Origin of the sequence: Blastococcus sp. MG754426 (assembly GCF_021699055.1) — a bacterium.
In the GTDB taxonomy this organism is placed as follows: Bacteria; Actinomycetota; Actinomycetes; order Mycobacteriales; family Geodermatophilaceae; genus Blastococcus.
Genome location: NZ_SSXC01000028.1, coordinates 26,126 through 49,976 on the forward strand (window position 1 = coordinate 26,126; position 23,851 = coordinate 49,976).

General features: G+C 74.9%; 24 protein-coding genes. 12 read left to right on the forward strand and 12 right to left on the reverse strand.

The genetic code is table 11. The features are described from left to right. Positions 1-54 precede the first annotated feature (54 nt). Both E9549_RS11265 and E9549_RS11270 read left to right on the forward strand, forming a co-directional pair. Entirely contained in the window at positions 55-1,350 is a 1,296-nt protein-coding gene (locus E9549_RS11265; protein ID WP_236826630.1) for a hypothetical protein, read from the forward strand. Between the two features lie 294 nt (positions 1,351-1,644). Next, on the forward strand, positions 1,645-2,223 hold the full coding sequence (locus E9549_RS11270; protein ID WP_236826631.1) for a hypothetical protein: 579 nt from the start codon (positions 1,645-1,647) through the stop codon (positions 2,221-2,223). 102 nt (positions 2,224-2,325) lie between these two features. Here the strand turns inward: E9549_RS11270 and E9549_RS11275 are convergent, their stop codons facing one another. The 3 genes from E9549_RS11275 to E9549_RS11285 are packed head-to-tail and all read right to left on the reverse strand — an operon-like array spanning position 2,326 to position 4,768. Continuing rightward, complete coding sequence (locus tag E9549_RS11275) at positions 2,326-2,934, reverse strand: nucleoside triphosphate pyrophosphatase (RefSeq protein WP_236826632.1); 609 nt, start codon at positions 2,932-2,934, stop codon at positions 2,326-2,328. After that, complete coding sequence (locus tag E9549_RS11280) at positions 2,931-3,143, reverse strand: acyl-CoA carboxylase subunit epsilon (RefSeq protein ID WP_236826633.1); 213 nt, start codon at positions 3,141-3,143, stop codon at positions 2,931-2,933. The genes E9549_RS11275 and E9549_RS11280 overlap by 4 nt, the downstream gene beginning before the upstream one ends. Next, positions 3,140-4,768, reverse strand: coding sequence for an acyl-CoA carboxylase subunit beta (locus E9549_RS11285; protein ID WP_236826634.1), 1,629 nt, complete (start codon positions 4,766-4,768; stop codon positions 3,140-3,142). Before E9549_RS11285 ends, E9549_RS11280 begins: the two co-directional genes overlap by 4 nt. Before the next feature lie 184 nt (positions 4,769-4,952). Here E9549_RS11285 and E9549_RS11290 point away from each other — a divergent pair, with 184 nt between their 5' ends. The 5 genes from E9549_RS11290 to E9549_RS23795 all read left to right on the forward strand — a co-directional run bounded on the left by E9549_RS11290 (position 4,953) and on the right by E9549_RS23795 (position 12,193). Continuing rightward, the gene (locus tag E9549_RS11290) at positions 4,953-5,795 is read left to right on the forward strand and encodes a biotin--[acetyl-CoA-carboxylase] ligase (protein WP_236826635.1); all 843 of its coding nucleotides are present in this window, start codon (positions 4,953-4,955) and stop codon (positions 5,793-5,795) included. A 70-nt stretch (positions 5,796-5,865) separates the two neighbouring features. Continuing rightward, on the forward strand, positions 5,866-6,405 hold the full coding sequence (locus E9549_RS11295) for a PH domain-containing protein (RefSeq protein WP_236826636.1): 540 nt from the start codon (positions 5,866-5,868) through the stop codon (positions 6,403-6,405). A gap of 150 nt (positions 6,406-6,555) precedes the next feature. Next, the gene (locus E9549_RS11300; RefSeq protein ID WP_236826637.1) at positions 6,556-8,076 is read left to right on the forward strand and encodes an acyltransferase; all 1,521 of its coding nucleotides are present in this window, start codon (positions 6,556-6,558) and stop codon (positions 8,074-8,076) included. Positions 8,077-8,087: 11 nt separating this feature from the next. Then, positions 8,088-9,236 carry an exonuclease SbcCD subunit D gene (locus E9549_RS11305; RefSeq protein ID WP_236826638.1) on the forward strand — a complete coding sequence of 383 codons (1,149 nt, stop codon included), beginning with the start codon at positions 8,088-8,090 and terminating at the stop codon, positions 9,234-9,236. After that, complete coding sequence (locus tag E9549_RS23795; protein WP_304505755.1) at positions 9,233-12,193, forward strand: SMC family ATPase; 2,961 nt, start codon at positions 9,233-9,235, stop codon at positions 12,191-12,193. The genes E9549_RS11305 and E9549_RS23795 overlap by 4 nt, the downstream gene beginning before the upstream one ends. A gap of 10 nt (positions 12,194-12,203) precedes the next feature. Here E9549_RS23795 and E9549_RS11325 read toward each other — a convergent pair whose 3' ends face one another. Then, positions 12,204-12,935, reverse strand: coding sequence for a cytidylyltransferase domain-containing protein (locus E9549_RS11325; protein WP_236826639.1), 732 nt, complete (start codon positions 12,933-12,935; stop codon positions 12,204-12,206). 83 nt (positions 12,936-13,018) lie between these two features. Between E9549_RS11325 and pseB the strand changes: the two genes are divergently transcribed. Both pseB and E9549_RS11335 read left to right on the forward strand, forming a co-directional pair. Then, entirely contained in the window at positions 13,019-14,014 is a 996-nt protein-coding gene (pseB, locus tag E9549_RS11330) for a UDP-N-acetylglucosamine 4,6-dehydratase (inverting) (protein WP_236826640.1), read from the forward strand. A gap of 4 nt (positions 14,015-14,018) precedes the next feature. Further along, a complete protein-coding gene (locus tag E9549_RS11335) occupies positions 14,019-15,146 on the forward strand; it encodes a DegT/DnrJ/EryC1/StrS aminotransferase family protein (protein ID WP_236826641.1) in 1,128 nt (375 codons plus the stop codon). Positions 15,147-15,159: 13 nt separating this feature from the next. On the opposite strand, the gene pseI is transcribed toward E9549_RS11335, so the two are convergent. The 4 genes from pseI to E9549_RS11355 form a co-directional block, all read right to left on the reverse strand. Beyond that, complete coding sequence (gene pseI / locus E9549_RS11340; protein WP_236826642.1) at positions 15,160-16,218, reverse strand: pseudaminic acid synthase; 1,059 nt, start codon at positions 16,216-16,218, stop codon at positions 15,160-15,162. Beyond that, positions 16,215-16,676 carry a hypothetical protein gene (locus E9549_RS11345; protein WP_236826643.1) on the reverse strand — a complete coding sequence of 154 codons (462 nt, stop codon included), beginning with the start codon at positions 16,674-16,676 and terminating at the stop codon, positions 16,215-16,217. The genes pseI and E9549_RS11345 overlap by 4 nt, the downstream gene beginning before the upstream one ends. Before the next feature lie 52 nt (positions 16,677-16,728). Further along, complete coding sequence (locus tag E9549_RS11350) at positions 16,729-17,391, reverse strand: hypothetical protein (protein ID WP_236826644.1); 663 nt, start codon at positions 17,389-17,391, stop codon at positions 16,729-16,731. Between the two features lie 73 nt (positions 17,392-17,464). Next, entirely contained in the window at positions 17,465-17,959 is a 495-nt protein-coding gene (locus tag E9549_RS11355) for a GtrA family protein (protein ID WP_236826645.1), read from the reverse strand. Positions 17,960-18,032: 73 nt separating this feature from the next. Here E9549_RS11355 and E9549_RS11360 point away from each other — a divergent pair, with 73 nt between their 5' ends. From E9549_RS11360 to E9549_RS11370, 3 genes are read left to right on the forward strand one after another with little or no spacing between them, the layout of a single operon-like run. Continuing rightward, a complete protein-coding gene (locus E9549_RS11360; protein WP_236826646.1) occupies positions 18,033-19,244 on the forward strand; it encodes a 5-(carboxyamino)imidazole ribonucleotide synthase in 1,212 nt (403 codons plus the stop codon). Between the two features lie 10 nt (positions 19,245-19,254). Next, positions 19,255-19,761: a 5-(carboxyamino)imidazole ribonucleotide mutase gene (purE, locus tag E9549_RS11365; RefSeq protein ID WP_236826647.1), complete on the forward strand. Its 507-nt coding sequence runs from the start codon at positions 19,255-19,257 to the stop codon at positions 19,759-19,761. A gap of 23 nt (positions 19,762-19,784) precedes the next feature. After that, positions 19,785-20,939, forward strand: a complete 1,155-nt coding sequence (locus E9549_RS11370) for an acyl-CoA dehydrogenase family protein (protein WP_236826648.1) — start codon at positions 19,785-19,787, stop codon at positions 20,937-20,939. A 54-nt stretch (positions 20,940-20,993) separates the two neighbouring features. On the opposite strand, the gene E9549_RS11375 is transcribed toward E9549_RS11370, so the two are convergent. The 4 genes from E9549_RS11375 to E9549_RS11390 all read right to left on the reverse strand — a co-directional run. After that, on the reverse strand, positions 20,994-22,295 hold the full coding sequence (locus E9549_RS11375; protein ID WP_236826649.1) for an MFS transporter: 1,302 nt from the start codon (positions 22,293-22,295) through the stop codon (positions 20,994-20,996). 27 nt (positions 22,296-22,322) lie between these two features. After that, complete coding sequence (gene trxA / locus E9549_RS11380; RefSeq protein ID WP_236826650.1) at positions 22,323-22,691, reverse strand: thioredoxin; 369 nt, start codon at positions 22,689-22,691, stop codon at positions 22,323-22,325. Between the two features lie 71 nt (positions 22,692-22,762). Next, entirely contained in the window at positions 22,763-23,554 is a 792-nt protein-coding gene (locus E9549_RS11385; protein WP_236826651.1) for a sulfite exporter TauE/SafE family protein, read from the reverse strand. Next, positions 23,551-23,851, reverse strand: a 301-nt coding sequence (locus tag E9549_RS11390) for a rhodanese-like domain-containing protein (protein WP_308191119.1), incomplete at its 5' end; no start/stop codon positions are given. The genes E9549_RS11390 and E9549_RS11385, both read right to left, overlap by 4 nt.

Sequence of the window (23,851 nt, forward strand, 5' to 3'; positions counted from 1 at the left end):
TGGCAACTCACCGCACGCAGAGCGCGGCACACGGAACGTCTGGAGCTCGCACCCATGATCGTCCACTTGCACATCGGGACCCCCAAGTCCGGGACGACCTACCTGCAGCGCCTCATGGCCAGGAACCGGGACCGGCTGGCCGCCGACGGGGTGCTGTGGGCCGGTCGGGTGTGGGCCGACCAGGTGCACGCCGTCCGCGACGTGCTGGACGTGCACCCGGGCGGTCAGCGGTCCGACGAGGCGGCGGGCGCCTGGGACCGCTTCGTGGCCGAGGTCGACGCCTGGGAGGGGCGGGCGGCCGTCCTCTCGATGGAGTGGCTGGTGCACGCCACCCCGGCGCAGGTGGGGTACATCGCCGGTTCGCTGCGGCACCACGAGGTGCGGGTCGTGGCCACCGCCCGTGACATCGCCCGGGCGGTGCCGTCGCAGTGGCAGGAGCAGATGCAGAACTGGGCCACCTGGACCTGGGAGGAGTACCTCGACGCGGTCACCAGCGACGAGCCGTTCGAGCGGGAGGCCGGCCGCCAGTTCCACACCGACCACGACCTGGGCCGGATCATGCGCACCTGGGCCGAGGCCGTCCCCGCCGACCGGATGCGCCTGGTGACCACCCCCGGGCGCGGTGCGGACGACGCCCTGCTGTGGCGGCGGTTCGCCGAGGCCATCGAGGTGGACCCCGAGGGCTACGACACCCGTGTGCCGGAGCTCAACGAGTCGCTCGGGGCCGCGTCGGCGGAGCTCATGCGCCGGATCAACGTGACCACCCGGGAGCAGGGGCTCCAGTGGCGACTGGGCGACCCGCTGCTCAAGTGGGGCCTGGCCAAGGGGGTGCTCAGCGGGCGTCGCGGGCAGGAAGCCCGGCTGGTGCTGCCGGCGGAGCACCACGAGTGGGCGGTGCTGGAGTCCAAGCGGCACATCCGCCAGGTCGAGGAGCTGGGCATCCCCGTGATCGGGTCGCTCGAGGAGCTGGTGCCGCAGCCCGCCGTCCTCGCGGAGCCGTTGGTCACCGCGCCGGAGGAGCTGCTCGACGCGGCGGTCGACGGCGTGGCAGGGCTGGTGGTGGCCCTCGCGGCGCAGGGTGAGGCGGACCGGCTCGCCGCCGCGGAGGCGCAGCGGCGCGCCGCGGACGAGACCGAGCGCCTCGCCGCGGAGGTCGAGCGGCTCGCCGCGGAGGCGCGGGCGGCCGAGGCGGCGCGCACCTCGGCGCGGGCGAAGCGCGTGCTGGCGCGCGCGATCCGACGCGGCGCCCGCCCGGTAGTCCGCGTGGCCCGCCAGGGGGCGGCCCGCCTGGCGGGCGCCGCTCACGGTCCCTCGGGGGTGTGGGCCCGACCCGAGGTCAGCGCAGGCTGAGCACGGCACATGCGTGACAGATCCGGCCGACTCGGCGGATGCGACCGCCCGAGATGCGGCCAGGGCGTCCGACCAGGAAAGGCTGCGAAACCCGTCCTGTGCTGCCCACTCGTGGACAGCGGCCGATGCGTTCCCCGCGGAAACGCGCTCAAGGTGCGCAGCGGCCCAGACGTCCAGCGGGAACGCCTGCGCCGACGGGTTGTGTCCCTGAGCGGCCCACCAAGAGACGCCCTGGGGCGACCTTGGCAGTGAGACGGGGTTGTCACACCGTCGTGCCACGACTACTCACGGCTAGTGTTTGACGACGTGACTCTGTCGTCGTGGGTTGCCCGGGCCCTGGGGGACCTCGATTCCAGCGTCTCCGTCGTCGTCTTCACGACGTCGGAGAGGGAGGTGCGCCGCATGGACGTGGAGACCGGGCCATGCGTTGCAGCAGGCGGCCGCAAGCGTGCACTCGCCGGCCTTACCCGCCAGGACCATGGGGAGACGCCCCGGCATACAGCGGCCCTGCTGACCGCGCTCACAGGTGAGCCCGCCGCCGGTGCCTTGGAGGTCGTCGCTAGGAAAGGCAAGGGTGTTCTGCACGTTTGCACCGAACGCTTCGTCAACGCGATGGCGGACGCGCGTGAGGAACTTGATCAACTCGCTGTCGAGGACCAGGCGAGAGGGAGCCGTCTTCGGGACGCGCGGATGGAGCAGTTCGACAAGGCCTGGCGCACCGCGACCAAGTGGCCCCGACGGGTCGAGTCGACGTCGCATCGGCTTGAGCGGCTGCACTGGGCGGTGAGAGCGCGCGAGCGCGAACACGCGCTCTACTGCTGGCACGGCCCGTCTGCACCGATGTACGAGGTGGTCGCACATCCGGGTCCATGACGTGAGGCCATGAGCCGCTGGGGCCTGCCCCTGAAGCCGCTTTCAGGGCGAGTCCGCGACTGGCCGCTAGCCCTTCGATGCCCTCGCCCTCACCAGCCGGGCTCAGCGGCGCCAGAGGTCGGTGATGGTCAGCCCGCGCCTGCCCAGCTGCGTGCGGAGGACCGTCAGCGAGAGCCCCACCACCGCGGCCGGGTCGCCCTCGACGCGGCGGACGAACGGTGCGCCGAGGCCGTCGAGCGTGAACGCGCCCGCCACCGCCAGCGGCTCCCCGGTGGCCAGGTAGGCCTCCACCTCCGGCGGCGTCGGGTCGGCGAAGTAGACGACCGTGGACGCCACGGCGACGTCGCGGCTGACCACGGCGCCGTCCCGGACGTCGAACAGCGCCTGACCGGTGTGCAGGATGCCCGAGCGCCCGGCCATCCGCCGCCACCGGTCGCGCGCCTCGGCGGCGTCCGCGGGCTTGCCCTGGGGCTTGCCGCCGAACTCCAGGAGGGAGTCCGCGCCGATGACGAGCGCGTCGGTCTCCCGCTTGGCGACCGCCGCGGCCTTCGCGGCGGCCAGGAGCGCGACGTGCTCGGCCACGCGCGGGGCCGAGTAGGCCGACTCGTCGACGTCGCTGACCACGACCTCCGGCGACAGCCCGGCCTGGCGCAGCAGGGACAGCCGGGCCGGCGACGCCGAGGCCAGCACCAGCCGGCGTTCCGCGGTCACGCGAACCTCCCCGCGGCCCGCCAGCCACCGGGACCGGCGCGCAGCGCGCCCCGGTGGGCGTCGCCGTAGGAGGCCCAGGCGCCGACCGGGGTGGGCCGGCGGCGCGGGCGGCGCTGCGACAGCGCGGCGACGACGACGGTGAGCGCCGCCAGCTCCTCCGCCGTCGGCTCGCCCTTGACCACCCGCAGCAGCGGGGTCCCCTCGGTCACAGCGGGATGTTCCCGTGCTTCTTGGGCGGCAGGGTCTGCCGCTTGTTGGCCAGCACCCGCAGCGCCTTGGTGACCTGGACCCGGGTGTGCGAGGGCGGGATCACCGCGTCGACGTACCCGCGGTCGGCGGCGATGTAGGGGTTGGCGAGGGTGTCCTCGTACTCGGCGATCAGCTCGGCGCGCTTGGCGTCGGGGTCCTCGGCCGCGGCCAGCTCCTTGCGGTAGAGGATGCCGACGGCGCCCTGCGCCCCGACGACGGCGATCTGCGCCGTCGGCCAGGCCAGGTTGACGTCGGCGCCCAGGTGCTTGGAGCCCATGACGTCGTAGGCGCCGCCGTAGGCCTTGCGGGTGATCACCGTGACCTTCGGGACGGTGGCCTCGGCGTAGGCGTAGATCAGCTTCGCGCCGCGGCGGATGATGCCCTCCCACTCCTGCGACGTGCCGGGCAGGAAGCCGGGGACGTCGACGAAGGTGAGCACCGGGATGTTGAACGCGTCGCAGGTGCGCACGAAGCGGGCGGCCTTCTCGCTGGCGTCGATGTCCAGCGTGCCGGCGAACTGGGTGGGCTGGTTGGCCACGACGCCGACCGGCCGGCCCTCGACCCGGCCGAAGCCGATGAGGATGTTGGGTGCGAAGAGCGGCTGCACCTCGAGGAACTCGCCGTCGTCGAGCACGTGCTCGATGACGGTGTGCATGTCGTAGGGGGTGTTCGCCGAGTCCGGGATGAACGCGTCGAGCTCGCGGTCCTCGTCGGTCAGCGCGTCGGGGAGGACGGTCTCGACCGGGGCCATCTCGACCGCCGGCAGCGGGTCGAGGTTGTTGCTCGGCAGGTAGGACAGCAGCGCCTTGACGTAGTCGAGCGCGTCGTTCTCGTCCTCGGCCAGGTAGTGCGCGACGCCGGACTTGGTGTTGTGCGTCCGCGCGCCGCCCAGCTCCTCGAGCGAGACGTCCTCACCCGTCACGGTCTTCACGACGTCGGGGCCGGTGATGAACATCTGGCTGGTCTTGTCGACCATGACGATGAAGTCGGTGAGCGCGGGGGAGTAGACGTGCCCACCGGCGGCCGGGCCCATCACCAGCGAGATCTGCGGGATGACGCCGGAGGCGTGCACGTTGCGCTGGAAGATCTCGCCGTACAGGCCGAGGGAGACCACGCCCTCCTGGATGCGCGCGCCGCCGCCCTCGTTGATGCCGATGACCGGGCAGCCGTTCTTGATGGCGAAGTCCTGCACCTTGACGATCTTCTCGCCGTAGACCTCGCCGAGGCTGCCGCCGAAGACGGTCACGTCCTGGGAGAAGATCGCCACCGGCCGGCCGTCGACGGTGCCGTACCCGGTGACGACGCCGTCGCCGAACGGGCGCTTCTCCGCCATGCCGAAGTTGGTCGAGCGGTGGCGGGCGAACTCGTCGAACTCGGTGAACGAGCCCGGGTCCAGCAGCGCCTCGATCCGCTCGCGGGCGGTCATCTTGCCCGCGGCGTGCTGCTTCTCCACCGCGCGCTCGGAACCCGCGTGGACGGCCTCCTGCACCCGGCGCTCGAAGTCGGCGAGCTTGCCCGCGGTCGTGTGGATGTCGACGTCGTCGGGGACGTGCTCCCCGGCGTTCTGCAGTTCGGCGGCACTCACGCGTCCTCGTTCTCCTCGCTGGCGCTCGGCGGCCGCCGTGGCGGCGCTGCTGTGCTCGGGGCGTGGCGCGGAGACCGGCCACGGGTTCCGTAGCGTAGGGGAGCGGCTCGCCGCCTTCCCTCCGGAGTCCCCACCGCCGAGCGCGAGCGCCCTGTCCGCCGCCGTCCCTGGCTACCGTCTCCCCGTGCCCGACACACCCTCCTCGCGCTGGTCCGATCTCGAGCGACCCGGCCTCGACGCCGCCGCCCTGCAGGCCGCCCTCACGCGCGACACCGCCCTGTGGCGCTCGATCGAGGTGGTGCAGGAGATCGGCTCCACGAACGCCGCGCTGGCCACCGCCGCCGCGGACGGCGCCCCCGAGGGCACCGTGCTGGTGGCCGAGCACCAGGTCACCGGACGCGGTCGCCTGGACCGGGTGTGGACGTCGCCGCCCCGCGCCGGCCTCACCGTCTCCTTCCTCCTGCGCCCCGACGTGCCCGCCGCCCGCCGTGGCTGGCTGCCGCTGCTCACCGGCGTGGCGCTGGCCGAATCGGTGCGGGACGTCACCGGCGTGCTGGCGACGGTGAAGTGGCCCAACGACCTGCTGGCGCGGGACGGGCGCAAGCTCGCCGGCATCCTCGCCGAGTCGGTCGGCGGGGCCGGTGAGGCGCCGGGCGTCGTCGTCGGCGTCGGCCTCAACGTCTCGACGACGGAGGCAGAGCTCCCGGCGACCGGTACGTCCCTGTCGGCCGTGACCGACGGGACCGTGGACCGCGGTCCGGTGCTGCTGGCCTTCCTGCGGGCGGTCGAGCGGCGCTACGCGGCGTGGCGCGAGGCGCTGGGCGACCCGGTCGTCTCCGGGCTCGCCCGGGACTACCTCACCTGGTCCTCGACCGTCGGCAGCACCGTCGAGGTGTCGATGCCCGACGGGTCGGCGCTCGTGGGCACCGCGCGGGCGATCGACTGGGACGGCCGGCTGGTGCTCGACACCGCCGAGGGGCAGGTGGAGCTCGCCAGCGGCGACGTCCGGCACGTCCGGCGCGCCTGACGGTCCGAGGCGGACGCGCCGGGGGCGTCGCGCACCCCGCCCGCGACCGGATCGGCGGCATCCTGGTGGGGTGCCGTACCCCGACAAGCTGCTCGCCGACGACGAAGAGGTCGTGCGCCACCTGCACCCCCACTGGCTGACCCTCGTCCGCCCGGTGCTCCTCTTCCTGCTCGTCGTCGGGGGCGCCTCCTTCGGAGCCGCCCTGGTGCCCCCGGGCCGGCAGCAGGGGGTCTACCGGCTGGCGATCGTGGGCCTCGCCGTCGTGCTCCTGCTCGTCCTCGTCGTCGTGCCGCTGCTGCGCTGGCGGACGACGCACTACGTGGTCACCACCCACCGGCTGCTCTTCCGCGAGGGCATCCTCGCCCGCCGCGGGCGGGACCTGGGGCTGTCCCGGATCACCGACGTCTCCTACAGCCAGAGCCTCTGGGAGCGGATCGTCAACTCGGGCACGCTCACCATCGAGACCGCCGGCGACAGCGGCCCGACGGTGCTCCACCGGATCCCCGACAGCGACGGCGTGCAGCACCTGCTCAACGTGATGATCGAGGAGGACGCCGAGCGCCGGGCGCAGCAGGGCGCCGGGTGGCACGGGGACCACGGCGACTTCTGACGGGACTCCTGTGACGGGTGTGCCGTGGCTTGGCACCACCTGCCCACAACTCCGATTGCAGACTGTGATCGTTCGAGTTCAGTCCGTCGACCTCACCGGTCTAGCGTCGGTGCGGGCCCGGAGACCGGTCCCGCCCGAACGAACTGGGGGATGTCTGTGTCGACGCGCGCGCACGTGGCCGAGGGTCGCTCGGGGACCGGCGCGCCGAGGCGGGACATCAGGGCCCTCACCGGGCTGCGGGCGGTCGCCGCCACGTGGGTCGTGCTCTACCACGTCGCCTGGCTCTCGTCGGCGTACCTGGACCAGCTCCCGGCGCTGCACTCCCTGCTGCGCGCCGGGTGGACCGGCGTCGAGCTGTTCTTCGTCCTCAGCGGTTTCGTCATCGCGCACAGCTACCTGGACGAGATGGGCGCGCGCTGGCGGACCGGTGAGTCCCTCCGCTTCCTCTTCAACCGGCTGGCCCGGGTCTGGCCGTCCTACGCCGTCGTCACCGTGGTCGCCTTCGCCTGGCTGTTCGCGATCGGGCAGGCCGGCTGGGCCGTCGACGTGGTCGCGCGCCACCCCGAGGCGACGGTCGGGGAGCTCGCCCGCCAGCTGACCATGACCCAGATGTGGGGCGAGGGCGTCCTCACCGGGCAGAGCTTCAACCCGCCGGGCTGGTCGATCAGCGCCGAGTGGTTCGCCTACCTCCTCTTCCCGGTGCTGGCCCTCCTCCTGCGACCCTTGCGACGGCTCCCGGCGGTGGTCCTGCTGGGGCTCGGCTGCGCCGCGATGGTGCCGCTGTTCCTCAACGCCTACCTCCACGGCACTCCGGACGTCGCCACCAGCTGGGTGCTGCGGATCGGCTGCTGCTTCGTCGCCGGCATCCTCGCCTGCCTGGCCTTCCACGCCACCCGTCCCTCCGTGCGGTCCGAGCAGTGGGGCCTGGTCCTGTCGGTGGTCTGCGTCGTCGGTGTGGTGACCGGCAGCATCTGGGCCCACTGGCGGGCGGGTGTCGCGGGCGGCGGCGACTACGCCGGTATCGTGACGATCCTCTACCCGGTGCTCATCGTGGGGCTGGCGCTCAGCGAGCGCGGGCCGTCACGGTGGCTCTCGTCCGGTCCGCTGGTGTACGGCGGCCGGATCTCCTACTGCCTCTACCTGGTGCACTTCGTGGTCATGGACGTGGCGATCACCGTGGCCTGGCAGGACGTGTCGCGGCGCGGCCAGGTGACGCCGGCGGTGGCCCTCGCCATCCCGGTCATCGTGCTCGTCTCGATGGCGCTGGCCGCGGTCCTGCACCAGGCGGTGGAGGAGCCCGCCCGGCGCCGGATGCTGGCCCTCTGGACCCGGGTCGCCGCCCCGGCCGAGGGGCGCCGCCCGGCCGCTCGCGAACGGATCCCGGCCGGCGGCGGGGTGGGGGGCGGCGACGCGCCCGAGCACGTCGAGCCGGTGACGGCACGGCTGGCCGGCCACGTGCGACCGCGATGCACGGCGACCGGCGGTCGGCCGGGGCGGAGCTGCCGCCGCGGCGCGCGCTGCCGCCGCTGCCGGCCCAGGAGACGCCGGCGCGGACGCGCACCCGTCCCGAGGTCGCCGGGCGCGTGCGCTGACGCGGGCAGACCTCCCGGGGCCGACCGTGACGGATCCGTCACGGCGCGCCTGGGCGGAACTGTCGGACCCCCTCTCTAGCTTCTGCGCCCATGCGGCTCCTGCACACCTCTGACTGGCACATCGGCCGCACCCTGCACGGCACCGATCTGCTCGCCGAGCAGGAGGAGGTGCTGGGCGGGCTGGCCTCGGTCGTCGCGAGCGAGCGGGTCGACGTCGTCGTCGTGGCCGGTGACGTCTACGACCGCGCCGTTCCCTCCGCCGACGCCACCGCGGTGCTGGACCGGGTCGTCGGCCGGCTGCTGGCCACCGGCGCCCGGGTGGTGCTCACCCCCGGCAACCACGACTCCGCCCGGCGGCTGGGCACGTTCTCCGGGTTGCTGAGCGCGGCGGGCCTGCACGTGCGCGCGGCCACCGCCCGGCTCGACGAGCCGGTCCTGCTGGCCGACGAGCACGGGGAGGTCGCCGTCTACGGCATCCCCTACCTGGAGCCCGAGGTGGCGCGGCACGAACTCGGGGTCCCCGGTGCCCGCGGGCACGAGGCGGTGCTTCGCGAGGCGATGGACCGCGTGCGCGCCGATCTGTTCCTCCGGCCGGGCGCGCGCTCGGTGGTGCTCGCGCACGCCTTCGTCGGGGGCGGGGTGGCCAGCGACAGCGAGCGGGACATCTGCGTCGGCGGTGTGGACCTGGTGCCCGGCGCGGTGTTCGACGGCGTCGACTACGTGGCGCTCGGGCACCTGCACCGCCCGCAGACCCTCACCCCGCGCATGCGCTACAGCGGCTCGCCGCTGGCCTACTCCTTCGGCGAGGCCGGGCAGCAGAAGCAGGCCTGGCTCGTCGACCTCGACGCCGCCGGGCTGGCCGGCGTGCGCCCGGTCGCGCTGCCCACCCCGCGGCCGCTGAGCGTGCTCGCCGGCACGCTGGAGGAGCTGCTCGCCGACCCGGCCCACGAGGCAGCGGAGCAGCACTTCGTCTCCGCCCGGCTCACCGACCCGGCACGGCCGGCCGACCCCATGCGCCGGCTGCAGACCCGCTTCCCGCACTGCGTGCACCTGGACTGGACGGGGGCCGGGGCCTCGACCGGGGGCGGCAGCTACCAGGAGCGGATGCGGGGGCGCAGCGCGCTGGAGATCGCGGGCGAGTTCGTCAGCGCGGTGCGCGGTGTCCCGGCGAGCGCCGCCGAGCGGGAGCTGCTGGCGCGGGCGCTGGGCGCCGCCGACCGCGAGGAGGCGACCCGATGAGGCTGCACCGGCTGTCCCTGACGGCGTTCGGCCCCTTCGCGGGCACGGTGGAGGTCGACCTCGACGAGGTGGGCCGCGACGGGCTGTTCCTGCTGTGGGGGCCCACCGGCGCGGGCAAGACCACGCTGCTGGACGGCGTCGTCTTCGCCCTCTACGGGCGGGTCCCCGGTGCCCGCGGCGAGGAGAAGCGGCTGCGCAGCGACCACGCCGACGCGGCCACCCGCACCGAGGTCAGCTGCGAGCTGACCCTCGGGGAGGAGCGGCTCCGGGTCGTGCGGCGGCCCGAGCAGCAGCGGCCGAAGAAGCGCGGCGAGGGCTGGGCGACCGAGCAGGCCAAGCTGGTGGTCTCCCGGCTCACCGACGGCGGGTGGGAGCCGGTCAGCACGCGCATCGACGAGGGCTCGGAGCACCTGCGCGCCCGGCTCGGGCTGGACGTGCACCAGTTCTGCCAGGTGGTGCTGCTCCCGCAGGGCGACTTCGCGCGCTTCCTGCGGGCGGAGCCGGAGCACCGCACCGAGCTGCTCCGCACGCTCTTCGACGTCGACCGCTTCGCCCGTGCCGAGGAGTGGCTCGCCGAGGAACGGACGGCGGTCCGCGCGCGCACCGAGGAGGCCCGCCACCAGCTCGGTGCCCTGCTGGACCGCGTCGCCCAGGCCGCCGACGTCGACGTGCCCGAGGAGCTCGCCCCCGAGCTGGTGGGCGCGGGTGCCGGCGGGGGCGTGCTCCGCTGGGTCGCCGACGTCCGCGCGACCGCGGAGGCGCGGCTCGCGTCGGCCACCGCGCGCGCGGACGCGGCCGCCGCCGAGGTGGCCGCCGCGGACACCGAGCTGGCCGGGGCCCGCGCGCTCGCCGCGCGGCACGTCCGGCGGGACCAGGCGGCAGCGGAGCTCGCCGACCTCGAGCGGCGCGAGCCGGGGCTCACGCGCCTGCGGGCCGAGCGCGACGCCGCTCGACGGGCCGAGCCGCTGCGCGACGTGCTGGACGCCGCGGGTGCGGCCGGCCGCGCGGCCGAGCGGGCCGCCGCGGTGCTGGCCGGCGCCGTCGCGGCGTGGCAGCCGGTCGCCGGCGGCCGCCCGGCCGACGGCCTGGTGGCGCGCGAGCTGCGGGACGGGGCCGCCGAGGCGCGTGCGCTGCTCCCCGAGGTGGACCGCGCCCGTGCCCTGGAGCGGTCCGTCGCAGCGCTCGCCCGGCAGGTCGGCGAGCTGACCGGGCGGTGCCGGGCGGGGGAGCAGGACCTCGCCGCCCTCCCGGAGCAGGTCGCCGGGCAGGAGCAGGAGGTGGCCCGGGCGCGGGCGGCCACCGCGGAGCTGCCGGGTCTGCGCGCGTCGCTGGAGTCCGCCGAGGCGGCGCTCGTGGCCGGCCGGGCGGCGGCGGAGCTGGACGGGACGCTCCACGGGCTGCGCGAGGACACCGCGTCCGCGCGCGACGCCCGCGCGGACGCCCGGGAGCGCTGGCTGGACCTGCGCGCCCGGCGGCTGGACGGCATGGCCGCCGAGCTCGCCGCCGGGCTCACCGACGGCGCAGACTGCCCGGTCTGCGGCGCCGTCGAGCACCCGCGGCCCGCAGCACCGGGTGGCGAGCGGGTCACGGCCGCCGACGAGGACGCCGCCCGCGTGGTCGCCGACGCCGCGGAGGCAGCGCTCACCGCGGCGACCGGACGCCTGGAGGCGGCGGAGCGGGAGCTCGCCGGCCTGCGGGCGCGCGCCGGCGAGCTGCCGCCGGAGGAGCAGGCGGGCCGCGTCGCCGAGCTCACCGCAGCGGTGCGCACCGCGACCGGCCTGGCCGCGGGGCTCGCCCCGGCCGAGGCTCGCCTGCGCGAGCTGGTCGGCCGGCGGGAGGAGGTGGCCGCCCGCCTCGGTGCCGACCGGGAGGAGCTGCGCGCGCGGACCGCCGAGCGGGACGCACTGGGCGCCGGGCTCGCCGAGCTCACCGCGCGGCTGGCCGCCGCCCGCGGGGAGGACGCCGACCTCGCCGCCCGCGTCGCCCGGCTGTCGGCGGCCGCCGACGCCTGCGAGGCGGTGGTCGCCGCCGAGGTGGATGAGCTGCGCACCCGCGTCGAGGCGGAGGCGGCCCGCCGGGCGGCGGAGGAGCGGGCCGTGACCGCCGGGTTCGACGACGCCCGCGCCGCGGAGTCCGCGCTGCCCGGCCCCGGCCGCCTGGCCGAGCTGGACGGCCGGCTCGACGGGCACGACCAGCGGGTGGCCGTCCTGCGCGCCCAGCTGACCGACCCGGAGCTCGCCGACCTGCCCGCGCGGCCCGACCTGGCGGCGCTCGAGGCCCGCTGCGCCGGGGGCACCCGCCGGCGGGAGGAGGCGGTGGCCGAGCTGGAGCAGGCGCGCCGCTGCACGGGCTCGCTGGAGGAGCTGGTGGGGCGGGTCAGCGCGGCCGAGCTCACGCTGGCCGAGCTGCGGGCCTGGAGCGACCAGGTGACCGCGCTGGCCGACCTGGCGCACGGCCGGGGGGCCAACGCACGCCGGATGCGGCTGCAGTCGTTCGTGCTGGCCGCCCGCCTCGAGCAGGTCGCCGAGGTGGCCAGCCGGCGGCTGCTGGACATGTCGGGCGGGCGCTACACCTTCCTGCACAGCGACGCCCAGGGCCGGCACGGTGCCCGCGGTGGCCTGGGGCTGGACGTGTTCGACGAGTACACCGGGGCCCGGCGGCCCACCAAGACCCTGTCGGGCGGGGAGAGCTTCATGGCCTCCCTGGCGCTGGCCCTGGGGCTCGCCGACGTGGTCACCGCGGAGACCGGAGGGGTCCGCATCGACACCCTCTTCGTGGACGAGGGGTTCGGCACGCTGGACGCGCAGGCGCTGGACGCGGTGATGACGGTGCTCGACGAGCTCCGTCGCGGCGGGCGCACGGTGGGCGTCATCAGCCACCTCGAGGAGCTGCGGACCCGCATCCCGACGCGGCTCGAGGTCGTCGCCGGCCGCAACGGCTCGCGCCTGGCCGGGTGAGCGGCGGGGCTCAGCCCTCCTCGAGCGCCTTCTGCACCACGGTCGCGTTGAGCGAGGCGAGCTCCGGGCGGGACCGCATCAGCTCGACGAGTTCCCGCCACGACGGGGCCCGGTCCCCGATCGCGGCGACCACCGCGTCGAGGAGGGCGGCGTCCTCGGGGGTGTCCAGGGTCAACCGGAGATCGGCGGCCGCCGGGCGCACCACCAGCCCGCTGAGCCGGAACAGCTCCGGGTGGCTCCACACGTAGGAGGTGACGTGCGCCCGGTGGTAGCCCTCCGCCTCCCGCCCGGCCCGCAGCAGCGCCCCCGCCGTGACCAGCTCCGCGTCGAGCCCCCGGGGCAGGGTGCGCTCGAGCGTCGTCGCCACGTAGTCGCAGGACGCCGGCGCCGCCCGCCACAGCGCGACCACGGCGCGCAGCAGGTCGGGGTCCAGCAGCGGGCAGTCCGAGGTCAGCCGCAGCACCGCGTCCGCCGGGTGCTGCTCGAGGGCCAGCAGGTAGCGGGCCAGCACGTCGTCGGCGTCGCCACGGACCACCTCGGCGCCCTCGGCGCGCGCGGCGCCGGCGACCGCGTCGTCCTCCGGCAGCGTGCTCGTCGCGACCACCACGCGGTCGAGGCAGCCGCTCTCCCGCGCGGCCCGCAGGACCCAGGAGAGGACCGGTCGCCCGCCGAGCGGGCGCAGCACCTTGCCGGGCAGCCGGGTGGAGCCCATCCGGGCCTGGACGACGGCAGCCACGCGCATGCCGGTCATCCTGCCCGACCCGGGAGAGGGGCCCCGGCTGTGACACCATCGCGAGGGCTCGACCGAACACGAGGGAGCAGTACGTGACCCACCTGACCGGCCCCACCTCGCTGGACGGCGCATCCGTCCTCGTCACGGGGGGCACCGGCTCCTTCGGCAAGGCGTTCGTCCAGCGCGCGCTGGAGCTCGGCGCGACCCGGATCGTCGTCTTCAGCCGGGACGAGCTCAAGCAGTCGGACATGCGCGCCCAGTTCGGCGACGACGAGCGGCTGCGCTGGTTCATCGGCGACATCCGCGACCGCGAGCGGCTGCGCCGGGCCATGCACGGCGTCGACTTCGTCGTCCACGCCGCCGCGCTCAAGCAGGTGGACACCGCCGAGTACAACCCCGTCGAGTACATCCGCACCAACGTCAACGGCTCGGAGAACGTGGTCGAGGCCGCCATCGACGCGGGCGTCCGCAAGGTGGTGGCGCTCTCCACCGACAAGGCGTCCAGCCCGATCAACCTCTACGGCGCGACCAAGCTCTGCGCCGACCGGCTGTTCATCTCGGCCAACCACTACGCCGCCCACCAGGAGACCCGCTTCAGCGTGGTCCGCTACGGCAACGTCATGGGCAGCCGCGGGAGCGTCATCCCGCTGTTCCGTCGGCTGGCGGAGGAGGGCAAGCCGCTGCCGATCACCGACCGCCGCATGACGCGGTTCTGGATCACCCTGCCGCAGGCGGTGGACTTCGTCGTCTCCTCGCTGGACCTCATGGACGGCGGCGAGCTGTACGTCCCGCGCATCCCCAGCACCCGCCTGCTCGACCTGGTCGAGGCGATCGCGCCCGGGGCCGAGACCGTCGAGGTCGGCATCCGCCCGGGCGAGAAGCTGCACGAGGAGATGATCGCCGCCGACGACTCGCGGCGGACCCTGCTCATCGGCGACCGGTACGTCATCACCCCCTACCTGGCCGGCTGGGGCTACCAGCCGCCGGCGGGGGAGCAGATGGCCGACGGCTTCGCCTACCGCTCCGACACCAACGACCTGCTCCTCGACGTGCCCGGGCTCCGCGAGCTCATCGCCGGGCTGGACTGACCGGATGCTGCCCTACGCCCGCCAGTCGGTGGACGAGTCCGACGTCGCCGCGGTCGCCGCGGCGGTCAGCGGCGAGTACCTGACGACGGGACCGGCGGTCGCCCGTTTCGAGGCCGACCTCGCCGGCTGGACCGGCGGCCACCCGGCGGTGGCGGTCACCTCGGGGACCGCGGCGCTGCACACCGCCTACGCGGCCGCCGGCGTCGGGGCCGGCCAGGAGGTCGTCGTCCCGACGCTGACCTTCGTCGCGACCGCGGCCACCGCCGCGCTCCTGGGCGCCCGGGTCGTCTTCGCCGACGTGGACGAGCGCACCGGCTGCCTCGACCCGGCCGCGGCGGCGGCCGCCGTCACCGACCGGACCGCCGTCGTCACGGCCGTCGACTACGCGGGCCTGCCGGCGGACATGGACGCGCTCCGCGCGGTCGCCGACGACGCCGGCGCGCTGCTGATGGAGGACGCGGCCCACTCGATCGGCACCGTCTGGCGCGGCCGCCCCGTGGGCTCGCTGGCCGACCTCACCACGCTGAGCTTCTTCGCGACCAAGAACCTCACGACGGCCGAGGGCGGCGCGGTGGTGAGCACCTCCCCGGGGCTGGTCGCCCGCGCCGCGGCCTTCCGCAACCACGGGCTCGTGCGCGACCCGCGGGAGCAGCGCTGGCCCGACGAGGGCCCGTGGCACCAGGAGGTGCACGCCCTCGGCCTGAACTACCGGTTGCCCGACGTCCTCTGCGCCCTGGGTTCCAGCCAGCTGGCGCGGCTGGCCGGCTTCGTCGCCCGCCGAGCCGAGATCAGCGCGCGGTACGACGCCGCGCTCGCCGACGTCCCGGAGGTGCGCACGCCGCACCGGCCGGACGACGCGACCGTCGCCTGGCACCTGTACCCGGCGCGGGTCCCGGCCGAGGCCCGGAAGGCGCTGTTCGAGCACCTGCGGGCCGCGGGCATCGGCGTGCAGGTCAACTACGTCCCCGCCCACTGGCACCCCGCCTTCGCCGACCTCGGTTACCGCCGCGGGGAGTGCCCGGTCGCGGAGCAGTGGTACCGGGAGGAGATCTCGCTGCCGCTCTTCGTCGGGTTGGCCGACGACGACGTCGACCGGGTCTGCGAGCTGGTCCGGCGGTTCTTCGGCGCCTGAGCGCCGGCTCCGCTCAGCTGCCCGCGGCCCCGAGGACGTCCCAGCCCAGCGGGGTCCCGGCGGGCACCGCCCGGGCGAACGGCCGCCCGACGACGTCGTCCCACCGCGCCGGGGGCAGCCCGCCGCCGGGCCGCAGGGCGCGGACCGTGCCGGGACCGACGACGTCACCGGCGGCGACGTCCGCCACGACCCACAGGGAGCGGCGCATCCGGGCGGTCTCCTCCTCTCCCGGGCGCACGCCGAACCGGGGTGCCGGGGCGACCGCCGCCCGCGCCGCGGTGCACTCGCGCACCAGGTCGCCGAGCTCGGTGGGCACCAGGGAGAACGCGGAGTCCACCCCGCCGCCGTCGCGGTCCAGCATCACGTGCTTCTCGACCGCGACCGCGCCGAGGGCGACAGCGGCCACCGGGACGCCGATGCCCGGCGTGTGGTCGGAGAGCCCCACGGGCACCCCGAACGCCTCCCGCAGCACCGCGATGTTCGCCAGGTGGCTGGCCGCCGGGTCGGCCGGGTAGGCGGCGGTGCAGCTCAGCAGCACGAGGTCACCGGAGCCGGCGTCGCGGGCGGCCGACAGGGCAGCCTCGATCTCGGCCAGCGTCGCCATGCCGGTCGAGAGGACGACCGGCTTGCCGGTCGAGGCGACCAGCCGGATCAGCGGCAGGTCCACCAGCTCGGCCGAGGCGATCTTGTAGACGGCGCAGTCCAGGCTCTCCAGCAGCTCGACGGCGCCGGCGTCGAAGGGGCTGGAGAAGGGGACGAGGCCGCGCTCGCGGGCGTGGGCGAACAGCTGCGCGTGCCACTCGTAGGGCGTGCCGGCCTCGCGGTACAGGTCGAACAGCCGCCGGCCGCCCCACAGCCCGTGCTCACCGCTGATGCGGAACGGCTCGCCGTCGGAGTCCAGCGTCATCGACTCGGCGCGGTAGGTCTGGAACTTCACGCTCTGGGCGCCGGTCGCCGCTATGGCGTCGATCGTGTCCAGGGCACGCTGCAGGCTGCCGTCGTGGTTGGCCGACAGCTCGGCGATCACCCACGGGGCGCCGCCGCCGGTGAGCAGGCGGTCGAGGGCGCTCACGACCGGCCCTGGGGGGCCGTCCGCTGCTCGAGCCGGCGGAGCCGCTCCTCGTAGGCGGAGACCAGCGACAGCCGGGCCCGCACCCGGGCGTGCTCCTCCCGGACCACGTCGAGCAGGAGGCGCGCCTCCGGGAGGTCGGCCAGCTCTCCGGTGAGCACGGTCGGCCGGGCCACCTGCTCCAGCCGGGTCTCGAAGGCGGCGGCCTGCGGCGCGAGGCGGGCCAGCTCGTTGGCCGACCAGGAGGACTCGCGCTCCACCGCGTCGAGGCGGTGCTGCACCTCGCCGAGCCGCTTCTCCACGTCGGCCCCGCGGTCGGCCAGCTCGTGGGTGCGGTGCCCGAGGTCGTCGAGGTGGCGCCGCATGTCGGCGACCTCGCCGCGCAGCCCCTCGATCATCTCCTCGACCCGCCAGGCGACGGACCGGTTGATGCGGTGGGTCAGCTTCGTGCGGAGCCTCACGGGATCTCCTCCATCTCGGTGGCGCCCCGCCGGTCGGCCGGGCGCGGGGGCGTCAGGACCAGAGGGTCGTGCGGCCGGCCGCCGCCCAGCGGCGGAACAGCTCGGCCTCGAGGGCGATGCGGTGCTCGGGCCCCACGATGCAGTCGTCACCGGAGGCGTGCGCCCACCGGGTCTGCTCGGGGTCGTCGACGAAGCTGTAGCCGGCCAGCTCCAGCCGGGCCTCCGGGAAGGTCGTGCGGGCCCACCAGGCGGCCATGGTGCCGGTGGTGGACCACAGGCCCTCCGTGCGCGAGTCCAGCCCGAGGTCCTCGGAGAGCGGCAGCGTGAGGTCGTCGTTGTTGACGTGCAGGTGACCGAGGTCGGCGGGCCACCACGACGGCACCAGGTCCGGCTCCCAGTGCAGCCGCCCGGGCTCGACCATGAGGTGCATCCGGTCCTGGTAGCCGGCGAAGAACCACGGCGTCGCCCGCAGCGCGCGGTTGAAGAAGACGACGTCCGCGCGCATGCCGTAGGTCTGCTCCGCGGGGGAGTCGTCGAGGCGGAACCCGTTCACCCGCACGACGAGGTCGCAGCCGTCGATGGCCGCGGCGCGCTCCGGGTCGGGGTCCAGGGGCTTGTTGCCGACGACGGCGACGGACCGTACGGCAGGGTCCCGCGCGTACGCGACGGCGAGGGACCGGATGCGGTCCCGGCGCTCCTGGGCCTGGTCTGACACGCAGCGACGGTAACCCGGCCGGGCGGCCGGAGCGGTCGAGCGACCGGATCGGCGGTCGCCTGCGTCGCCGCAGTCACAGGCGCCCCGTGGCCACCTCCGCCGACGGGCGCCCCGGCCGGTCCGCCACCCCGGCGGGGAACACCCACCGCCGGTAGACGACGAAGCGGACGACGGTGCCGACGGCGATCGCCACGACGTTGGCCGCCTGGAGCACGACGGCCGACTCCTGGCCCAGCGGGTAGCGCACGAGGGCCACGATGCCCAGGCTCAGCAGCAGGGTGGCGACGTTGACCAGCGCGAACAGCGAGTACTCGCGCGGCAGCCCGGTACGGGCGCGGCGGCTGAACGACCAGAACCGGTGGCCGAGGAACGCCAGCGACGTCGACACCACCCCCGCGACCAGCTTCGCGGTCACCGCGCCCGCGTCGAGGTGGGCGTAGAGCAGCTGGAACAGGCCGAGGTCGACCAGGAAGCAGGCGGCCCCGACGACCCCGAAGGCGCCCAGCTCGCGCGCCAGGCGGCGTTCCCCCCGGCGCAGCAGACCGCGCAACCGGTGGATTGGTCCCACGTCGAGCCACTGTACGGAGCTACCCGCCCGGTGCCGCGTCTCCGGTCGCGGCGGCCGGGATAGCCTCCGATCCGTGCCTGCCGCCCTGGACCCGCGAACCGGTCTGCCCGTGGTCGCCGTGGTGGGGGGTGGGCAGCTGGCCCGCATGATGCAGCAGGCCGCGATCGCCCTGGGGCAGTCGCTGCGGGTGCTGTCCGCGGGGCCGGAGGAGTCCGCAGCCCTCGTCAGCGCCGACGTCCGGATCGGCGACCACCGCGACCTGGGTGACCTGCGAGCCCTGGCCGAGGGCGCCACGGTCGTCACCTTCGACCACGAGCACGTGCCCACCGAGCACCTGCGCACCCTCGTCGCGGAGGGCACCCGGGTGGCACCCGGCCCGGAGGCGCTGGTCCACGCGCAGGACAAGCTGGTGCTGCGCCGCGCGCTCAGGGAGGCGGGGGAGCCGCAGCCGGCCTGGGTGGAGGCGCACACCGTCCACGACGTCACCGCCTTCGCCGACGAGGTCGGCTGGCCGGTCGTGCTCAAGACCCCGCGCGGCGGCTACGACGGCAAGGGTGTCTTCGTGGTGCACGGGCCGGATGCGGTCGCCGAGCTGCTCGAGCGGCACGGCACCCTCCTGGCGGAGGAGCGCGTGCGCATGGTGCGCGAGCTGTCGGCGCAGGTGGCCCGGTCGCCGTTCGGCCAGGTCGCGGTGTGGCCGGTGGTCGAGACCGTGCAGCGCGACGGGGTCTGCGCCGAGGTGTACGCCCCCGCCCCGGGTCTCTCCGACGAGCTGGCGACCGCGGCGCAGGAGCTGGCGGTGCGCATCGCCGACCGCCTCGGCGTCGTGGGCATGCTCGCCGTGGAGCTGTTCCAGACCGCCGACGGGGTGCTGGTCAACGAGCTGGCCATGCGCCCGCACAACTCCGGGCACTGGACCATCGAGGGCGCGCGCACCGGCCAGTTCGAGCAGCACCTGCGCGCCGTCCTGGACTACCCGCTGGGTTCCACGGAGATGGTCGCCCCGGCGGTCGTGATGGCCAACGTGCTCGGCGGCGCCGCTGCGCGGGAGGACTGGTCCGGGCCGGCGCTCGACGAGCGGATCCACCACCTCATGGCGCACTGGCCCGACGTGAAGCTGCACTGGTACGGCAAGACCCAGCGCCCGGGCCGCAAGCTCGGCCACGTCACCGCGCTCGGCGCCGACCTCGCCGAGGCGCGGGCGCGGGCGGTCGCCGCGGCCCGCTACCTGGCCGACGGCGTCGTCGACCCGGCCTTCGCCTTCCCGCACGACCCCGAGCACTGAGGAGCAGGGCATGAGCGACCCGGTCGTCGGCATCGTCATGGGCAGCGACTCGGACTGGCCGGTGATGCAGCCGGCCGCCGAGGCCCTGGCGGAGTTCGGCGTCGCCTGGGAGGCGCACGTGCTGTCGGCGCACCGCACCCCACGCCGGATGCTCGACTACGCCGAGGCCGCCGCCGGCCGCGGGCTGCGGGTGATCGTCGCCGGCGCCGGTGGGGCGGCCCACCTGCCGGGCATGGTCGCCGCGGCCACGCCGCTGCCGGTGATCGGCGTGCCCCGCCCCCTGGACCGGCTCGACGGCCTGGACAGCCTGCTCTCCATCGTGCAGATGCCCGCCGGCGTGCCGGTGGCGACGGTGGGGATCGGCGGTGGCCGGAACGCCGGTCTCCTGGCCGTGCGCATCCTCGCCGCGGGGGACGCGGAGCTGCGGGGCCGGGTCGAGCGGTTCCAGGCCGAGCTCGCCGAAAGCGTCGTCGCGCGGGACCTCACCCTGCAGGAGCGCCTCGCGACCGGCGGGTAGTCGGACGTCCTACGATCGGAGACGTGGGTACGAACAGCGGGCTGTACGCGTTGACCGAGGAGCACGAGGCCATCCGCGAGGCGGTGCGCGACATCGCCGAGCGGGAGATCGCCCCGTACGCCGCCGAGGTGGACGCCGAGTCCCGCTACCCGATCGAGGCGCAGAAGGCGCTCACCGCCGCGGGCTTCCACGCGACCCACATCCCCGAGGAGTACGGGGGCGAGGGCGCGGACGCGATCGCGACCTGCATCGTCATCGAGGAGGTCGCCCGGGTCGACGTCAGCGCCTCGCTGATCCCCGCGGTGAACAAGCTGGGCTCGATGCCGGTGATCCTCTCCGCCGACGAGGCCCTCAAGCAGCAGGTGCTGGGGCCCATCGCCGCCGGCGAGGCGATGATCAGCTACGGCCTCTCCGAGCGCGAGGCGGGCTCCGACGCCGCCGCCATGAAGACCCGCGCCCGGCTCGAGGGCGACACCTGGGTGCTCAACGGGACCAAGGCCTGGATCACCAACTCCGGCGTCTCCGAGTGGTACACCGTCATGGCCGTGACCGACCCGGAGAAGGGGCCCAACGGCATCTCCGCGTTCGCGGTGCACCGCGACGACGCGGGCTTCGCGGTGGGGCCCAAGGAGCGGAAGATGGGCATCAAGGGCTCGCCCACCTGCGAGCTCTACTTCACCGACTGCACCATCCCCGCCGACCGGATCATCGGCGCGCCGGGCACCGGCTTCAAGACCGCGCTCCGCACGCTGGACTTCACCCGGCCGACCATCGGCGCGCAGGCGGTCGGGGTCGCGCAGGGGGCGCTGGACGCCTCGGTGGCCTACGTGAAGGAGCGCAAGCAGTTCGGCAAGGCCGTCGGTGAGTTCCAGGGCGTGCAGTTCATGCTCGCCGACATGGAGATGAAGATCCAGGCGGCCCGCCACCTGGTCTACGTCGCCGCCGCCGCGGGGGAGCAGGGCCGGCCCGACGTCACCCGGGTCTCGGCCGCGGCCAAGGCGTTCGCCTCCGACACCGCGATGCAGGTGACCACCGACGCCGTCCAGCTGTTCGGCGGGGCCGGCTACACCCAGGACTTCCCGGTCGAGCGGATGATGCGCGACGCGAAGATCACCCAGATCTACGAGGGCACCAACCAGGTGCAGCGCATGGTGATCGCGCGGAGTCTCCTCAGGTAGGGCGCCGGCCCGGGCCTCCTGGTCGGTCCGGCACCGTGCCCGGGCGGGCCCGGTTCAGCGTCCGTCGGCGCCCGGGTCCCCGTCGGACGTCGTCCGCGCCGGCCGCCGGTGGGTCTCGTACATGCGCACGGTGACGGCGAGGGCGGAGCCGGCACTGACGGCCGCGGCGGCCCAGACAGCGGCGTGCAGACCCAGGAGGTCGGCCACGATCCCGCCGAGGACGGCGCCGACGGCATAGCCGAGGTCGCGCCAGACCCGGTAGACGCCCACGGCCCGTCCGCGCCAAGCGGGGTGTGCCACGTCGCCGATGACCGCGAGCAGGGTGGGGTAGACCATCGCGGTGCCGGCTCCGAGCAGCGCGGTGCCGGTGGCCCACCCGGCGAAACCGTCGGATGCGGCGATGACCGCGAGGGCGACGGACTGGATGGCCATGCCGGCGGTGACGAGGTGCTTGCGCCCGATCCGGTCGGACAGGGCGCCGGTGATCAGCTGCCCGGCTCCCCACACGCCGGGGTACAGCGCGAACAGCAGGCCGATCTGCCCCACGGGCAGGTCGGCGGTGGCGAACAGCAGCGGGAACAGGCCCCAGGAGAGGCCGAAGTTGAGGTTGTTGACCAGCCCGGCCTGGCTGGCCGAGGACAGCGCGGGCTCCTTGAGGCTGGTCTGGGCCCAGATCTGGCGGTCGGTGAGGCCGGCGTGCAGGTGGTCGTGGCGGCCGTCGGCGCGGGGGACGTGCGTCCCCGCCTCGAGGTGGGCGTGGCCGCGGGTCTCCCGCACGAACGCGCCGGACAGCAGCAGGGCCAGGGCGATGTAGAAGAGCCCGAGCAGGAAGGGCGCCGGGCGCAGGCCGTACTCCCCGGCCAGGTAGCCGGCGAGCAGGGAGGTGACCGCGACCGCGCCGTAGCCGGCCGCCTCGTTGAGACCCATCGCCAACCCGCGCTGCCTGGGACCGACCAGGTCGATCTTCATGACCACGGTGGTGGACCAGGTGAGTCCCTGGTTGATGCCGAGCAGCACGTTCGCCGCCACGACCCAGCCCCAGTTCGGGGCGGCGATCAGCATCAGCGGCACGGGGACCGCGAACAGCCAGCCGACCAGCAGCACAGGCTTGCGCCCGTAGCGGTCCGACAGCGTGCCGGCGAACCAGTTGGCCGCCGCCTTCGTGATCCCGAACGCGGCCACGTAGGTGAAGACGAAGGTGTAGCCGGTCAGCCCGAACTGGCTCTCGGCGAGCAGCGGCAGAACCGTCTGCTGCTGGCCGACCATGCCACCCACCAGGGCGTTGACCGCGACGAGCAGGGCGAACTGGGCGGCGTTCTGCCGCAGGCCCAGTTCGACCCGGCCGGCGCGGCTCACGTGCGGCTCAGCGTTCGGCACGGCCGATCAGGCGGTGCGGCGCTGGTCGGCGAGGTCGGCGCGCACCCGGTCCATGTCCAGCCCGCGCACCGCGGCGACGAGCCCCTCCAGCGCCTCGGCGGGCAGGGCGCCGGGTTCCGCGAACACGAGGACGCCGTCGCGGAAGGCCATGAGGGTCGGGATCGACCGGATCCCGGCAGCGGCGGCCAGCTCCTGCTCGGCCTCGGTGTCGACCTTGCCGAAGACGATGTCCGGGTGCCGCTGCGCCGCGGCTTCGAAGACCGGTGCGAAGGCCCGGCAGGGACCGCACCAGGCGGCCCAGAAGTCGACCAGCACGATGCCGTCGCGGTCGACGGTGTCCTGGAAGGTCGAGGCGGTGAGGGCGGTCGAGCTCATGATGTGGTCCTTTCGGCGTCGGATACCCGCGGGGGTATGAACCGGCCAGGGTCGCGCCGTGTTCCCGCCGGTCAGCCGAAGAGCGAGATCAGGCTCGAGGTGGCGGTGTAGGCCGCGACGGCGAGGAGCAGGACGGCGAAGACGCGGGTGAGCGTCGTCCCGGACACCCGGCTGGCGACCCGCGCACCGCCGAGCGAGCCCGCGACGGCGGCCAGCGTGAACGGGACGATCACCGCCCAGTCGAACTGCGCTGTCCCGGCCCGGGCCAGCAGGGCGCCACCGGAGTTGATCGAGATGACGACCAGCGACGTGCCGACCGCGCGCGGCATGGACATGCCCAGGGCGAGGGTGAGCGCCGGGACGATCACGAAGCCGCCGCCGACGCCGAAGAGGCCGGTCATGAAGCCGACGAGCAGGCCGGCGCCGGCGATCCGTCCGATCCACCCGGCTGTCCGGCGTCGTGCGGGCTGTGGTGCGTCACCCTCTTCTCGCGGGAGCGTCTCGTCTCCGCTGCTGGCGAGCATGCCCACGGCGGCGACGACGATCACCGTGGCGAAGCCGAGCAGGAGGACATCGGGGTCCACCAGCCGGTTGACCACGGTCCCGGCGAAGCCGGCCGCGATGCCGGTGATCCCGAAGGCGACGCCCACGCCCCAGCGCACCCGGCCGCTGCGGGCGTGCCCGAGCGCGGCGATGGCCGAGGTGATGCCGACGATGAACAGGCTGCTGGTCGTGGCCGCGCGCGCGTCCTGGCCGATGACGTAGACCAGGGCCGGGACGGTGAGGACGGATCCGCCACCCCCCAGGGCGCCCAGGCTGAGACCGATGAGCAGGCCGAGCCCGAGCGTGGCGGCGACGATCACGCGACGGCGCCCGGTTTCCCGTCGTCGGTGACGACCGGGAGGCCTGCCTGCGCCCACGCCTGCATGCCGCCGGTCAGGTTGTGCACCCGCACGCCGGCAGCGGCCAGGGCGTCGGCGGCCTTGCCCGAGCGGTTACCCGAACGGCAGACGGCGACGACCGGCCGGTCCCGCGGCACCGCCTCCGGGGTGAGGAGACCGAGCGGCAGGTGCTCGGCCTGCGGGGCGTGGCCCGCTGCCCACTCCTGTGGCTCGCGGACGTCGAGGAGCACGGCCTCGCCCCGCTCGAGCAGTTCGGCG